The organism is Fulvivirga sp. M361, from assembly GCF_007097395.1.
Taxonomy (GTDB): domain Bacteria; phylum Bacteroidota; class Bacteroidia; order Cytophagales; family Cyclobacteriaceae; genus Fulvivirga.
The window spans coordinates 31,265-47,130 of sequence record NZ_VKDC01000019.1 but is presented as its reverse complement, the minus strand read 5'-3'; the positions used below and the strand labels follow the sequence as shown (position 1 = coordinate 47,130).

Here is a 15,866-nt window from a genome sequence, read left to right as displayed (position 1 = left end):
ACAATTTAAACGTAATGGTAACCTATTTGAACCATACATTTATGGTATCTTGCGCGCATAGGTTTGCGCTTTAGTCATTGTTATTTATAATCAGAAATAGAGAGCACGTTTGAGCACTTTTCATACTCAGCCTGTTGATTGGACGCAATGATCGTGAGGCATGGCCCTAATGTAAGTAGCTGTTCCTGGTACCAGTCCATTCCTTGCCGGTCCAGGTTCGTAGTAGGCTCGTCCAATAGTACTATTTCGCTTTGTGAGTAAAACGCCAGCGCCAGCTTTACCCGTTGTTTCATGCCGGAAGAAAAATTCTTTACATATTTATTACGAGCATTTGACAGATAAGCCGTTTCCATTACGGTATCAATGCTATAGCCTTCTCGCGGGACTCTGAATTTAAAATGGAAATCCAGTAGCTCATATAATGTGAAGGCCTCGATCAGTTCCATATAGGGGGTCGCTATAGCCAGGTGTTTAAACACATTTTCAGCTTCCACTTCCCGCTCATTGTAACTGTATTTGACCTTTCCGTCAGTAGGTAATGTAAAGCCTGATATGATCTGTAGTAATGTGGATTTCCCACTTCCGTTAGGCCCGGTAAGAGCGTAGGACCGGCCGGATTCAAATTCATAGTCCAGTCCTTTGAAAATTACTTCTTTATTAAAGCGTTTACCGAGCTGATGGAGTTCTATCCGAAACATTTCAATTCAGGCAAGGGCCGAAGGTAGTCCTTCACACCGGGGAGCATAACATCGGATAACCGCTTTACCCCGGCCTTTCATCTTAGTACGTGTACCCTTTCATAACCCCTCTGTCGGAGTTTCGGATGAAGTTAATGATCTCATCACGTTCTTTGGAGGGAGAAAGCTCTAACTCTACCAGGTCTATGGCCTTAGAGTTATTAAGGCCTCTCAGGAAGATATAACGATATATTTCCTGGATCTCATTGATCTTTTCTGAAGAAAAGCCTCTTCTGCGTAAGCCTATGGAGTTGATGCCACAGTAAGTGAGTGGTTCACGTGCTGCTTTTGTATATGGCGGAACGTCTTTTCTAACCAGTGAACCTCCTGAAACCATCACATGGGAACCGACTTTGACAAACTGATGTATGGCACTCGACCCTGCAATGATAGCGTAATCGTCTACAATAACATGCCCTGCCAACTGTACTGCGTTGGCCAGAATACAATTGTTGCCAATGGCACAGTCATGGGCTATGTGAACGTAGGCCATCAAAAGACAATCTTTACCAATGACGGTCTTGTACTTATCATCAGTACCTCTGCTGACGGTTACAAACTCTCTGATCACCGTATTGTCACCGATGAATGTTTCGGTTTCTTCTCCTTTATATTTGAGGTCCTGGGGTACCGATGAAATAGATGCTCCAGGGTAGATTTTTACGTTTTTACCAATTCGTGCACCCTCAAAAATGGTCACATTGGGACCGATCCATGTGCCTTCTTCAATGACAACATTGGCATGGATCACCGAAAATGGCTCAATAACCACATTTCGGGCGATCTGAGCTTGAGGATGTATATAAGCTAAAGGTTGATTCATGAATCTTTTCTAACGATACTGGCCATCATTGTTCCTTCACATACGAGAGTATTACCCACATAGGCACGCCCGGCCATTTTGGCGATCCCTCTTTTAATAGGTCCCAGGAGGTCACATTTGATGACCATGGTATCACCAGGCAGGACCATTTTCCTAAATCTGAAATTTTCTATGGCCAGGAAGTAGGTCCAATAGTTTTCCGGATCAGGTACCGTATTTAATACCAGTATGCCGCCTATTTGTGTCATGGCTTCTACTTGCAATACGCCAGGCATCACAGGGTTACCTGGAAAATGACCCTGGAAAAAGTTTTCGTTGGCAGTCACATTTTTCACACCGGAAACACTTTCATCATCTAGATGTATGATCTTATCTATTAAAAGAAAGGGATATCGGTGAGGTAAAATATTTATGATCTGGTTAATGTCCAGAACAGGGGGTAAATTAGGATTGTACTTCGGCAGGTTATGCTTGGAAGATTTTTCCATCGCCCTTTTGAGCTTCTTTGCAAAGGCCACATTGGCCGCGTGTCCGGGTCTGGCGGCAAGTATTTGAGCTTTTATAGGTCTGCCTGCCAGTGCCAGATCACCTATTACGTCTAATAATTTGTGACGTGCAGGCTCATTTTTATAGCGTAACTCAACGTTATTGAGTATTCCTTCTTTTTTAACCTCAACTTTTGGCTTGTTGAAAAGCTTGGCAATGCTATCCAGTTCATGGTCTTCCACTATCCGATCCACTACCACAATGGCATTATTCAGATCACCACCTTTGATGAGATTATTTTTATGGAGCATTTCCAGTTCGTGCAGGAAACAAAAGGTTCTGCAGGAAGCAATCTCTTTTTCGAACATGCTTATATCATTGAGATAAGCATGCTGACTTCCCAAAACCGGTGAGTTGTAGTCGATCATCACCGTTACACGATAGTCATCTAAAGGTAATGCCCCGATTTCCACATCTCTGGCAGAATCACGGTAGAAAATACCATCCTGCAGTTCGAAAAAATCACGCAGAGCATTTTGTTCTTCCATGCCCGCCTCATTCAGTATCTCTACAAATTGCTTGGAGCTACCATCCATGATAGGGGTTTCCGGACCGTCCAGTTGTATTAAAACATTGTCTATTTCCAGTCCTACCAAGGCAGCCAGCGTATGTTCTACTGTATTTACCCTTGCTCCGCTTTGCTCGATCGTAGTACCTCTTGAAAGGTCTACCACGTTGTCCACGTCTGCGTCTACTGTAGGCTGACCTTCCAGGTCTATGCGCTGGAATTTAATGCCATGTCCTGGTTTGGCAGGTAAAAAAGTCATATTGGCTTGTACGCCGGTGTGCAAACCAACCCCTGACAATGTCACCGATTTTTTGATCGTGTGCTGCTTTATTTTCATTATTTTTCCTGAAAAGAGGGCAAATTTAGTACTTTTTCTTCAAGTTGCTTTAGACGGCGGCTTAAATCGGGGAGATTCTTGAAGACGGCATAAGATTTATGATAGGCAAGTAGCTCATAGGCAGGACTTCCCATGAGTTTTATATTACCTTTCGGATAGGACTTTCCAATGCCTGATTGTGCCCCTATAGACGTTTTATCTCCAAACTCCAGATGTCCGGCTATGCCCACTTGTCCGGCGATCACGCTATGTTTTCCAAGAGACGTAGAGCCGCTAATACCGCTTTGTGCTGCAATAACGGTATGGCTTCCAACGGTCACGTTGTGTGCTATTTGGATCAGGTTATCCAATTTAACACCGTCACTTATTTTGGTAGAATCACCATGGAAGGTGGCGCAGTCAATAACAGTGTTTGCACCAATATCTACATGATCACCCAGGATTACATTGCCCATCTGGGGGATATTTTTATACGAGCCATCATCCTGGGGAGCAAAGCCAAAGCCTGCACTCCCTATGACGGCACCGGAATGTATGACACAGTAGGAGCCTACCTTGGTATTGTTGTAAAGTTTTATTCCGGAGTGTAGGATAGTGTTATCCCCAATTTCCGAACCATCACCAATGTAAGCATGAGGATAGATCTTTACGTTATTACCAATTTTAACATTATTGCCGATATACGAAAAAGCTCCACGATATACGTCTTCCCCATAAGTGCTGTCTTTACCTATAAAGGCCGGATCTTCTACTCCTGTTTTTTGAAAGCTGATAAACTTATAGTATTCTTCTAACAATACCGTAAAAGCAGAATAGGCATCTTCTACTAATATGAGCGTAGTATTTAGCGCCTTCTTAGCTTCAAAACCTTTGTTTACAATGACGGCGCTGGCATCCGTTTCGTAAATAAAGTTTTCGTATTTTGGATTGGAAAGAAAAGAAATCTGACCGCTTTTTGCCTCCTGGATTTTGGCTAACATGTTTATTTTAGCCGTTCCGTCTCCTTTTACATCACCGCCAAGAAGAAGCGCTATTTGTTCAACGGTAAATTCCATTCAGTTATGATTGGATTATTTTTTTAAATGCCTCAAATATACATTTTTGGGGCAGCATAGATAATGTTTTTTGACGATTTTGCTTATGGCCTTAATATTTGGCAGATCAACGGCATTTGCTATATCTATTACACCTCCGTTTTTCTTCAGAATATTGATAGAACTCCCTTCTGCAATGTAAGCTTTGTTGGTGACCTCTCCATAAGAATAAAGGAAACGCGTATCGGCCTGTAATATTTTATATTCCTTAGCCAGAGAGCCTCTTATATCATCTACGGTTTGTTTTTTTATAGGATCATTGGTTAGCGATATTTTAAAAAGCTTTCGATCCAGCAAACTATTACTCAAATAGCTTAAGATATCATCCGGGTGGTCTTTCCAAACCTTAATGGCGCCCCAAATGTCATAGTCATCTAACTGACCAAAGCACATAAGTAAGTCAGGGCTGTTTTGAAAGTCTTCCAGGCTTATCTTACATTCCAGGAAAGTGGTTAAAGCTTTTGATCCGAAAACCTGCTGTCCGGAGAGCGTCAACTCTTTTGCCCGTAATATGGCATTGATCATCATCTTTTCAGCGCTCACAGAAGTCTTATGAAGATATACCTGCCAGTACATCAACCTTCGGGCATTCAGGAAATTTTCTATACTGTAAATCCCCTTTTCCTCTATGACTACTTTATCTTTTACCACATTAAGCATACTAATGATGCGTTCCATACCTATAGTACCTTCTGATACTCCGGTAAAAAAGCTGTCGCGCTTCAGATAATCGAGACGGTCCATGTCCAGCTGGCTTGACACTAACTGGTGGAAAAAACGCCTTTCATACGTATCCTGGAATATTTTTACAGCCAGGTCCAGTTGATGGTTGAATTCCCGGTTAAGAAATTTCATCATCAGGTAAGAAATGCTTTCATGATTTATGCCTTGCAATAAGCTGTATTCTAAGGCATGCGATAATGGACCATGGCCAATGTCATGCAATAATATAGCCGCCTGACATGCTTCATATTCCTTTTGTGATATTTCAATTCCTTTGCTGCGCAGGCTATCGAGCGCGGAGGTCATCAAATGCATGGCGCCTATAGCATGATGGAAACGCGTATGCAAAGCACCCGGATAGATCAGGTCCGTCAAACCGAGTTGCCGGATACGTCTTAAGCGTTGAAATACGGGGTGTTCAATGATATCAAAAACCAGATCGCTTTTGATATGAATGAAACCATAAACAGGATCGTTAAATATTTTCTTTTTATTCAACCTATTGGGACGATTATTGCGTTAGGGTTTATGGATTATAACTAATTTTCAGGCAAATTATAAAGCATGCAAAGATATAACATTTTATGGGCTGATGATGAGATTGACTTACTTAAGCCGCACATCCTTTTTCTGGAAAATAAAGGATACGATATTACACCAGTCAACAGTGGTACGGATGCCATAGAAAAATGTGAAGAAGGACATTTCGATGTCGTTTTCCTGGATGAGAATATGCCTGGCATGTCTGGTCTGGAAACATTGACCCAGATCAAATCCATGAAGCCAATGCTACCTGTGGTCATGATCACAAAAAGTGAAGAAGAGCAGATCATGGAGGAGGCTATAGGGGCCAAAATAGCCGATTATCTGATCAAGCCGATCAATCCGAGCCAAATATTACTTTCTATAAAGCGGATATTGGACAATAAACGTCTGGTTACCGAAAAAACCAACCTGAACTATCAGCAGGACTTTCGTAACATAAGCATGGCATTCCAGGATGATATGTCGCACGAGGAATGGGCGGAAATGTATAAAAAGCTGGTCTTTTGGGAGTTAGAGATAGATGGGACAGATAACAGGAGTATGGGTGAGGTATTTGATATGCAAAAAGACGAAGCCAATAGCCAGTTTTCCCGTTTTATTGATGAGAATTATGAGTCCTGGTTAAATGATCCGGATGCCGATAAGCCACTACTAAGCCACCAGGTGATGAAAAACACAGTCTTTCCTGAGGTGACTCCTGGCGACAGGTCACTTTTCTTTTTGGTGATTGATAACCTGCGCTATGACCAGTGGAAAATTATTGAGCCTGCTATCCAGGAATTTTTTACAGTAGAAAATGAAGATTCTTACTATTCAATCTTACCTACTACCACTGCTTACTCCAGGAACGCTATTTTCTCCGGCATGTTACCGGACCAAATGGCTAAGAAACACCCTGACTTATGGGTGGGAGAAGACGTAGAAGAAGGTAAAAACAACAACGAAGATAAATTCTTAGAGCGTCAACTACGAAGAAATAACCTGGACTACAAATTCAGCTATCACAAAATCAAGCATACCAATGAAGGGAAACAGTTGGTTGATAAAATACGTAACCTCGCCGCCAATGATCTGAATGTGATCGTCTATAATTTTGTCGATATGCTTTCACATGCCCGTACAGACATGGCGATGATCCGCGAACTGGCTCCGGATGAGTCTGCTTACCGTTCTATAACCCGTTCATGGATAGAGCACTCTCCCTTAATTGATGCGCTCCGTATCATTGCGGAAACGGGCTCACGCCTGATCATTACAACGGACCACGGTACTATACGTGTGAAAAAACCTTTTAAGATCATTGGCGATAGAAATACCAATACTAACCTCAGGTATAAACAAGGGAAGAACCTGGGATATGAAGCGTCGGATAAGGTGGTAGAGGCATTACGTCCGGAACGCATGCATCTGCCCAAAGTGAACGTATCTACCTCATATGTATTCGCTACGGAAGATCAATTCTTTGCATATCCTAATAATTATAACTACTATGTAAATTATTATAAGGACACCTTTCAACATGGAGGCGTTTCGATGGAAGAAATGATTATACCAATAATTTTACTAAATTCGAAATATGGCCGATAATACATGGCGATCCTTACGGTTGGATTGCGATGGGTTAAAAGAAATTGACGAGGTAGCACGGCGGATCATTGAATTTGCCGGAGACGTGAAAGTTTGGACTTTTCAAGGTGAAATGGGGGCTGGCAAAACGACCTTCATTCGTAGCTTGTGCAAACACTTTGGTGTTACAGACAATGTGAGTAGTCCCACTTTTTCATTGGTTAATGAATACCAAAATAACCGGAGAGAGGTATTTTACCACTTTGACTTTTACCGGATAAAAGATGAAACAGAAGCTCGGGATATTGGTACGGAAGACTATTTTTACTCTGGCGATCATTGCTTTATCGAATGGCCATCGAAAGTAACTAACCTCATACCGGATCAATATATGGAAGTGAAAATTTCTGTAACGGACGCTGAACGACGATCTATCCAACTTACTACATATGACTAAGAAACAGTCGGGTTTTGCAAAACTTGCGCAAGAAACCAGCTTATATCCACAGGAAAAGCTGATGCCTTATAAGCAGGGCAATCATTCCTTTTTTATAGGTTTGCCCAACGAAATATCAATGCAGGAGAAGCGGATCACCCTGACGCCGGATTCGGTGGAGCTATTGGTAAATAACGGTCACGAAATATGGGTAGAAACGAAGGCGGGTGAGGGGTCCAAATTTACAGACCAGGATTATAGCGAAGCTGGAGCGAAAATTGTTTACAGCCCGGAGGAAGTTTACAAAGCGAAGATCATCCTTAAAATTGAACCTCCTACAATGGCAGAGATTGATCTGATGCAGCAGGGGCAGGCGCTGATCTCAACCGTGCAATTGGGTAATCAAAGTCCGGAATACATTAGAGCGCTCAACAAAAAAAATATAACAGCCCTTGCCTATGAGTTTATTGAAGATAAAGTAGGTGGCATGCCTATTATTCGGGCTATGAGCGAGATCGCGGGTAACCTGGTCATGTCGGTTGCTTCGGAATACCTGAGTACGGTAAAAGATGGCAAAGGAGTGATCCTGGGAGGTATCACAGGGGTGCCGGCTACCAATGTGGTCATTATTGGAGCGGGTACCGTTGCTGAATATGCTGCACGGGCCTGTTTGGGACTGGGAGCAGAAGTCAAGATATTTGATAATCATATTTATAAATTACGCAGGATCAAACATGCACTAGGTAAGCAGGTGTATACTTCTACCATTGACACACGTACGCTTGAAGATTCTCTTATACAAGCTGATGTGGTCATTGGTGCTTTACGGGCCGAAAAAGGCCGGACCAGGTATGTAGTGACGGAAGAGATGGTCGCTAATATGCAGCAGGATTCTATCATTATTGATCTCAGTATCGACCAGGGAGGAAGTGTGGAGACTTCCGAATTGACCTCATTAAGTAAGCCGATTTTCAGAAAATATGGTGTCATCCACTATTGTGTTCCCAACATAGCTTCCAGGGTAGCGCTAACTGCTTCTACTGCCTTGAGCAATATCTTCACCCCCACTATATTGCGTGCAGGAGAAGAAGGAGGATTGGAAGAAATGATCTTTGCACATAGCTGGTTTATGAAAGGAGTTTATACCTATCGTGGTAGCCTTACCAATGAACACGTAGCCCGTAAATTAGGACTGAAATACAAAGACCTTGGTTTGCTTATGGCCGCCAGGTTCTAGTGTACACGGCTCAAATGGCGGTTACATTATTTTTTTAGGTCTCATTCTTAAAGTCGGTAGTAGGCAAAAATCAGTAGGCAATCTCCTGCTTTTATTACTTCAATTTACCCTCTACTCTTTTTTGCTTATTGCCCCTTGACTATTGCTAACTGATAGAGAACGTTCCAACACGGCAAATAGCGTTCATAATCTAACTCTAAACATCAGTTGAGGCTTGACACGACACTAGATATCGTTTCTGTTCATCCGTATTTACGACGATTACCTGTTAAGTGCAGCCAGGCTTTCTTCCAGCACTTTTATTTTGGCCTCAGCATCGGCTTTTTTCCTCTTTTCTACCTCTACTACCTGGGGAGGAGCGCCGTTTACGAAACGTTCATTACTCAGTTTCTTTTCAACTCCGGCTAAAAAGCCCCGGGTATATTCTAGCTGCTTATTCAGCTCTTCAAGTTCTTTTTCCTCATCTATTGCACTCTCCAGTGGAATGAAAAACTCATCAGCTTTAAGTACAAAACTGGCGGCATTATCCACTTTTTCCTGGGTTTCGGTCAATGAGCTCAGGTTAGCCAATTTTTTTATGCTAGGTGTAAAGTCCGCAAACTTTGAGAAGTCAACGGTTTTGATCGCTAATTCCAGGGACTCTTTAGGGGAGATCTGTTTTGCGTTACGGATGTTGCGAACATTTGTTATTACTTCAAAAGCGAGGCCCGCCTTAGCGGTAATGCTGTCATCCACTTTCGTAGCTTTAGGCCAGGCAGCAACGATCAGGCAATCATTTTCAGAATGGTCGCTTAATTCATGCCATATTTCTTCGGAAATGAACGGCATGAAGGGGTGCAATACACGCATCAGTTCTTCAAAGAAACCAATGGTTTGGTCTAAAGTGGCCTTGTCTACAGGATCACCATATGCCGGTTTGATCATTTCCAGGTACCAGGAGCAGAAGTCATCCCAAATAAGTTTATAAATCGACATTAGTGCGTCTGAGATCCTGAATTTGGCAAAGTGGTCCTCAATTTCTATTAGTGTCTGGTTGAAACGAGTGGTAAACCATGAAACAGGCTTACTGTTTTCCGGGTTATTGCCCTCTTTTACCTCCCAGCCTTTGACCAGGCGGAAAGCATTCCATATTTTATTGGCAAAATTCCGGCCCTGCTCGCATAGCTTTTCATCGAATAAAAGGTCATTACCAGCAGGAGAACTAAATAGCATTCCGGTACGTACTCCATCCGCTCCGTATTGCTTGATCAAATCCAGAGGATCAGGTGAGTTACCCAGTGATTTGGACATTTTTCTACGTTGCTTATCACGAACGATACCGGTCAGGTAAACATCTTTAAAAGGTTTTTCACCTTTGTATTCGTATCCTGCTATTATCATTCTGGCCACCCAGAAAAATAATATTTCCGGGGCAGTTACCAACGTGTTGGTGGGATAATAATAATCCAGCTCCTTATTTGCTCCTTCTAAGATCCGGCCACTTTCTTTATCAAAGAAACCATTGTCAAAACCATTAAAAACAGTGAGGGGAAATAACCAGGAAGATGCCCAGGTATCCAATACATCAGGATCTTGAGTAAGATCATCAGCCGTTAAACTGTCATTGCCGGATTTTTCTTTTGCCAGTGCTAATGCCTCTTCCCTGGTTTCTGCCACCACAAAGTCGTCTTCACCTTTATCAAAGTAGTAGGCAGGGATCTGCTGTCCCCACCAAAGTTGGCGTGAAATACACCAGTCACGAACATTTTCCATCCAGTGGTTGTAGGTGTTCTTGAATTTGGCAGGATGCAATAAGACTTCATCATCCATTACTGCAGCATGAGCCTTCCTGGAGATGTCCTTCATCCTGATAAACCATTGTAGCGAAAGCTTAGGTTCAATAACCGTATTCGTTCGTTCGGAGCGTCCTATCCTGGTAGTAAAATCTTCTTCTTTTACCAACAGCCCTGCCTCCTTCAGGTCTTTTACAATCTGCTTACGTATGGCAAAACGATCTTTGCCTATGTAAGCAGGTATCTCACATTTTTCATTGAGATTACCATCATTATCAATGGTGTCGATCACCTCCAGGTTATGTCGTATGCCTATTTCGTAGTCATTTGGGTCGTGTGCCGGTGTTACTTTCAGGCATCCTGTTCCAAAGTCAAGCTCTACATAGTCGTCGCCAATAATAGGTATCTCACGATTAATAAAAGGAACCAGGGCCTTTTTACCGATGAGGTGTTTATGTCGTTCATCTTTCGGATTGACAGCTATGGCAGTGTCCCCCAGGATAGTTTCAGGCCGCTGTGTGGCTATTACTACAACATCTTCAGAATCTTTGATGCTGTATTTTACAGAATAGAGTTTAGATACCTCGCCTCCTTCTTTATATATAACCTCTTCATTCGAAACAGCTGTTTTTGCTTCAACGTCCCAGTTTACCATACGTAGTCCGCGATAGATATAACCCTTTTTATACAGGTCTACAAATACATTGATAACAGCTTTATAATACCCTTCATCCATAGTGAAGCTCGTTCTTTCCCAATCACAGGATGCCCCCAGCTTTTTAAGCTGTTCCAGGATGATGCCACCGTATTTCTCTTTCCATTCCCAGGCATACTTCATGAACTCTTCACGCGTCAGGTCACCTTTAGAGATCCCTTTTTCACGTAGCATCCTTACCACCTTGGCTTCGGTGGCGATGGAAGCATGGTCAGTGCCTGGTACCCAACAGGCCTCTTTACCTTCCATTCGTGCTTTTCGGATCAGCACATCCTGGATCGTATTGTTCAGCATATGGCCCATATGTAGCACCCCGGTGACGTTAGGAGGAGGGATAACAATGGTGTAAGGTTCTTTATCGGGGTTTGGTTCCGAATGAAAGAAACCTTTTTCCATCCACATTTTGTACCATTTGTCCTCTACTTGTGTAGGGTCGTATTTTGTAGAAAGTGCCATAGATCTTGCTGCGCGTATAATTTTTTTAAGAGCGCAAAATTAGTAAAACCATATGAGGTCTGAAAGATGGTTGGTATCCGTCATGGAAAGAGAATTAAGTTTATCTATTGCAAGGCGCTAATGATGTTTTCTGATTTTTTGCTAATTTTCTTATTCGTACTATGTACACGTATTAAACTACTCATATGATCACTATACCTATATTGGAAAATATTCTGTTATTCACTACAGCAGCCGGGCTACTTATCATTATGCCCGGACCTGCAGTGCTTTATATTGTAGCTAAAAGCATGGAGCGAGGCCATAAAGCAGGTGTAGTGTCTGTACTAGGGATTAGCATAGGCGGATTGGTTCATGTTATTGCCGCCGGGTTTGGCCTTTCAGCCTTATTGGTGGCGTCGGCTACGGCGTTTGCCATATTAAAATACCTGGGGGCCTTTTATTTGATCTTTTTAGGAGTGAAAAAGCTGCTGGAGAAAAAGCGTTATAATCAGCAGGTACTAGTAACCCATAGTAAAACTCCGCTTTCACGACTTTTCTTTGAAGGGGTGATCTTAAACGTATTTAATCCCAAAACAGCCATTTTTTTTCTGGCCTTTTTACCACAATTCATAAGCGTTGAGAAAGGGGGAGTTTCTTCTCAAATTATCTTTTTAGGATTTTTGTTTATTGGGATCGCTGTAATAAGTGATCTTATCTATGTTTTTTTATCTGCTAAAATAGCCGGATGGCTCAAAAATAGTCCCTTATACGGTCGTATACACCAATATATTTCAGGCGGCATTTACGTATTACTGGGACTGATGACATTTGCCATAAGCCAGCCTTCCGGTGATACAAATAAATGAGCATTTCATATTAACTTCGCACTTCAAAAGATTGTGCCTGACAATGAGACATTTCCTGTTGAAATCGGTTATATTTTGAGAGGTACTTAGTGGATTGACTTATCTAAAGCTTTATCAAATTCATTCAACGAAAATTACATGAGCAAAGCAAATGACCCATCCTTAAAATCGTGGATAAAAATACCGGACGATTCAGATTTTCCTATTCAGAATTTACCTTTCGGAGTATTTAAAACGGAATACCTGGAGGCCGCAGCCGGGGTGGCCATAGGAGAATATGTGCTTGATCTGACGTACCTGCATGAAAATGGGTTCCTGGATGGGCTGGAGTTACCTCCGGGCATTTTTAATCAATCTTGTCTTACCTCCTTTATTGGCCTTGGGAAAAAGATCACCTCTTCCGTAAGGGAGAGAGTATCGGAATTGCTTCAGCATGACAACGATGAGCTACAGCAAAATAAGCCTGCCCGCGAACTAGCACTAATACCTCAGGCAGAAGTAGAAATGCTGATGCCGGTAAGTGTGGCAAACTATACGGATTTTTACTCCAGCATCGAGCATGCCACTAATGTCGGTACGATGTTTCGTGATCCTGATAATGCTTTGTTGCCTAACTGGCGTCATCTTCCGGTAGGATATCACGGACGAGCTTCTTCGATCATACCCTCGGGGGTAGATATTAAACGGCCAAAAGGACAAACCAAAGCGCCTGATGCTGATAAACCAAGTTTCGGAGCATCCAAACGACTTGATTTTGAACTTGAAATGGCTTTTATCACTTGCAAAGAAAACGGCTTAGGGAATGCTGTCAGCACCTCCGAAGCTGAGGACTACATTTTCGGATTCGTTTTGTTCAATGATTGGTCTGCCCGGGATGTGCAGGTATGGGAATATGTGCCACTGGGCCCTTTTTTGGCCAAGAGCTTCGCTTCTTCCATATCACCATGGATTGTTACCATGGATGCACTGGTACCTTTCAGGGTGGACGGACCTGAACAAGAGCCCGAAGTGCTGCCTTATTTAAAATTCGAAGGGCAAAAGAATTTTGACATTAATCTTCAGGTATTCATACAACCAGAACAGGGGGATGAGGACCTGGTAAGTAAGAGTAATTTTAAATACATGTACTGGAATGTAAATCAGCAACTTGCTCATCAAACAGTGAACGGGTGTAATATACAGGTTGGCGATATGTATGCATCGGGTACCATTAGCGGACCTACTCCTGATTCTTACGGGTCAATGCTTGAATTGGCCTGGAAGGGTACCAGACCCATAAAACTATCAGATGGCTCGGAGCGCAAATTCATTGAAGATGGAGATACGGTAATCATACGCGGATTTGCGGAAAATGAAGGTGTACGTATCGGTTTTGGAGAAGTACGGTCTAAAGTTTTACCGGCAGACTAATTAATGTTTTAAACAGCGAGAAAAGTTAAATGACCATAGATCCTAAAGAAGTTTCACTGGGAAAGCTGCATGCCTACCTGCTGGGGGCGATAGTACCACGACCTATAGCCTTTGCCAGTACAATAGATAGTGAGGACAATGTTAACCTCAGTCCTTTCAGCTATTTTAATGTTTTCAGTGCCAACCCACCCATTTTGATCTTTTCTCCTGCACGCAGAGGCAGGGATAATACTTCCAAGCATAGTTATGATAATGTACTTGAAGTACCCGAGGTGGTCATTAATATGGTAAACTATCCGATGGTAGAACAAATGTCATTGGCAAGTACCGAATACCCACGTGGGGTGAATGAGTTTATCAAATCTGGGTTAACACCAGTTCCTTCCGAAAGAGTAAAACCACCACGTGTAAAAGAGTCCCCTGCTTCCTTTGAATGCAAGGTGATCGAGGTCAAAAGACTGGGTAAAGAAGGTGGTGCAGGTAACCTGGTAATATGCGAAGTTATATTGGTCCATCTGGAAGATAATATGTTGACCAATGATGGCCTTGTTGATCCCTTTAAACTCGATGCTGTGGCCCGTATGGGAGGTAATTGGTACAGTAAAATTTCCCGGGATGTGATTTTTGAAATTACCAAACCCCTGACCACGCTTGGTATTGGGGTGGACGGAATGCCTGAAGCAATACGCAACAGCACGATTTTGACAGGTAATAATCTCGGTAGGTTGGGTAATGTGGAAGCTCTTCCATCCCGGAAAGAAGTGGAGAATTACAATACCACCCATAAGCTATCCGGCCGCAGTAGTGATGAATTACATCGCAAAGCCCAAGAGGTATTAGAGAAAGGAGATGTAAGCGAGGCCTGGCTTATCCTGCTTCAAAACGTTGAAAAATGGTAAGACAGATTTCTTTAGGGTTACTTTGTCTTGCAGGTAGCTTCACTGTAAAAGCACAAAGTCAAGATTCTACACATGTCGACAAAAAAGTAAAGATCAATCTTTTTCCAGTAGCTTTTTACTCTCCTGAGTCACGTTTTGGCTTTGGGGCTTTGGCCACAGGTATTTTTAACCTGGGAGATCCGAAAGACACGCGTGTATCAAATGTTCAGACTTTGGGGGCTTATACTATTAATGATCAGGTGATTTTTCAGGTAAAAAACAACATATTCCTGAAAGACGAAAGTTATGCTTTTTTCGGAGAGTTGAGTTATTTCGATTTTCCGATCTTTTACTACGGTATTGGTAATGATAGCAAAGAAGAAAATGAGGAGGATCTTGACTACAAGGTAATTAGCTTTGAGCAACGTGTTTTGAAAAAGATCACGGAATACCATTTTGCAGGGTTTAACTACAGCGGTGTACGTGTGTTTGACCTAAAGTTTGAACCACAATTTCTTATTGAAGATCTGGAGCAACTGGAATCAGACGTCGGACTTTACTCAGGCCTTGGCCTTTCCTATATTTATGATAGTCGTGATAATCTGTTGAATGCATTTGAAGGGAACTTTTTGGAAGTCTCAACTTTATTTAACGGTGACTTGACGGGTAGTGATTTTACCTTTGCCAGGTATCGATTGGATGCCAGAAAATATTGGAAGCTTAAAGATGATCACATTCTTGCGGCACAATTCCTTGGCGTTTTTACAGAAGGTGACGTTCCATTTCGAGAGATAGCACTGTTAGGTGGTGATCAGATAATGAGAGGCTATTACCGTGGGCGTTTCAGAGATAAAAATCAGTTAGCAGCCCAGGTTGAATATCGTCGACAGATTATTACCTGGCTTGGAGTGGTTGTTTTTGGCGCTATGGGTGATGTTGCCCGTTCGGTAGACTCATTCTCTTTAGGGGACTTCAAATGGGCCGGAGGTGGAGGTCTTCGGCTAATGATCAATGAAAAAGACCGGTTGAATGTAAGGGTTGATTATGGTATAGGTAAGGATACCAGCGGATTATACTTTGGTCTTTCTGAATCGTTTTAAGCGATAAGCCAGTAAAAACACTGGTGACGGAATATATGCCTAAATGTTGTCCGTACGACATAACAGGTATTTTAACCTTTGATGTCAACTCTTGATAACGCTTTGCGTTATATATGCCAACCAATTAAAACTAT

Annotated in this window: 13 protein-coding genes; 7 read left to right on the top strand and 6 right to left on the bottom strand. The window is 42.4% G+C overall.

Annotation, left to right across the window (positions count from 1 at the left end; genetic code table 11):
• Positions 1-80: 80 nt before the first annotated feature.
• The 5 genes from FNH22_RS19465 to FNH22_RS19445 form a co-directional block, all read right to left on the bottom strand.
• Positions 81-698 (bottom strand): ABC transporter ATP-binding protein, encoded by a 618-nt coding sequence (locus tag FNH22_RS19465; RefSeq protein ID WP_143400110.1) that lies wholly within the window; start codon positions 696-698, stop codon positions 81-83.
• Between the two features lie 82 nt (positions 699-780).
• A complete protein-coding gene (lpxA, locus tag FNH22_RS19460) occupies positions 781-1,560 on the bottom strand; it encodes an acyl-ACP--UDP-N-acetylglucosamine O-acyltransferase (RefSeq protein WP_143400109.1) in 780 nt (259 codons plus the stop codon).
• Positions 1,557-2,951: a bifunctional UDP-3-O-[3-hydroxymyristoyl] N-acetylglucosamine deacetylase/3-hydroxyacyl-ACP dehydratase gene (locus tag FNH22_RS19455; RefSeq protein ID WP_143400108.1), complete on the bottom strand. Its 1,395-nt coding sequence runs from the start codon at positions 2,949-2,951 to the stop codon at positions 1,557-1,559. The genes lpxA and FNH22_RS19455 overlap by 4 nt, the downstream gene beginning before the upstream one ends.
• Positions 2,951-4,006 (bottom strand): UDP-3-O-(3-hydroxymyristoyl)glucosamine N-acyltransferase, encoded by a 1,056-nt coding sequence (gene lpxD / locus FNH22_RS19450; RefSeq protein WP_143400107.1) that lies wholly within the window; start codon positions 4,004-4,006, stop codon positions 2,951-2,953. The genes FNH22_RS19455 and lpxD overlap by 1 nt, the downstream gene beginning before the upstream one ends.
• A 15-nt stretch (positions 4,007-4,021) precedes the next feature.
• Complete coding sequence (locus FNH22_RS19445; protein ID WP_143400106.1) at positions 4,022-5,266, bottom strand: HD domain-containing protein; 1,245 nt, start codon at positions 5,264-5,266, stop codon at positions 4,022-4,024.
• 66 nt (positions 5,267-5,332) lie between these two features.
• Between FNH22_RS19445 and FNH22_RS19440 the strand changes: the two genes are divergently transcribed.
• The 3 genes from FNH22_RS19440 to FNH22_RS19430 are packed head-to-tail and all read left to right on the top strand — an operon-like array spanning position 5,333 to position 8,553.
• On the top strand, positions 5,333-6,901 hold the full coding sequence (locus FNH22_RS19440; RefSeq protein ID WP_143400105.1) for a bifunctional response regulator/alkaline phosphatase family protein: 1,569 nt from the start codon (positions 5,333-5,335) through the stop codon (positions 6,899-6,901).
• Positions 6,891-7,337 carry a tRNA (adenosine(37)-N6)-threonylcarbamoyltransferase complex ATPase subunit type 1 TsaE gene (tsaE, locus tag FNH22_RS19435; protein ID WP_143400104.1) on the top strand — a complete coding sequence of 149 codons (447 nt, stop codon included), beginning with the start codon at positions 6,891-6,893 and terminating at the stop codon, positions 7,335-7,337. The genes FNH22_RS19440 and tsaE overlap by 11 nt, the downstream gene beginning before the upstream one ends.
• Positions 7,330-8,553, top strand: coding sequence for an alanine dehydrogenase (locus FNH22_RS19430; RefSeq protein WP_143400103.1), 1,224 nt, complete (start codon positions 7,330-7,332; stop codon positions 8,551-8,553). Before tsaE ends, FNH22_RS19430 begins: the two co-directional genes overlap by 8 nt.
• A 261-nt stretch (positions 8,554-8,814) precedes the next feature.
• Here FNH22_RS19430 and FNH22_RS19425 read toward each other — a convergent pair whose 3' ends face one another.
• A complete protein-coding gene (locus FNH22_RS19425) occupies positions 8,815-11,496 on the bottom strand; it encodes a valine--tRNA ligase (RefSeq protein ID WP_143400102.1) in 2,682 nt (893 codons plus the stop codon).
• A 185-nt stretch (positions 11,497-11,681) separates the two neighbouring features.
• Between FNH22_RS19425 and FNH22_RS19420 the strand changes: the two genes are divergently transcribed.
• The 4 genes from FNH22_RS19420 (at position 11,682) to FNH22_RS19405 (ending at position 15,732) form a co-directional block, all read left to right on the top strand.
• Positions 11,682-12,344: a LysE family translocator gene (locus FNH22_RS19420; protein WP_143400101.1), complete on the top strand. Its 663-nt coding sequence runs from the start codon at positions 11,682-11,684 to the stop codon at positions 12,342-12,344.
• Positions 12,345-12,482: 138 nt separating this feature from the next.
• Positions 12,483-13,754 carry a fumarylacetoacetase gene (gene fahA, locus FNH22_RS19415; protein WP_143400100.1) on the top strand — a complete coding sequence of 424 codons (1,272 nt, stop codon included), beginning with the start codon at positions 12,483-12,485 and terminating at the stop codon, positions 13,752-13,754.
• Between the two features lie 29 nt (positions 13,755-13,783).
• A complete protein-coding gene (locus tag FNH22_RS19410) occupies positions 13,784-14,653 on the top strand; it encodes a flavin reductase family protein (RefSeq protein WP_143400099.1) in 870 nt (289 codons plus the stop codon).
• Positions 14,647-15,732, top strand: coding sequence for a BamA/TamA family outer membrane protein (locus tag FNH22_RS19405; protein WP_143400098.1), 1,086 nt, complete (start codon positions 14,647-14,649; stop codon positions 15,730-15,732). Before FNH22_RS19410 ends, FNH22_RS19405 begins: the two co-directional genes overlap by 7 nt.
• Positions 15,733-15,866: the final 134 nt, after the last annotated feature.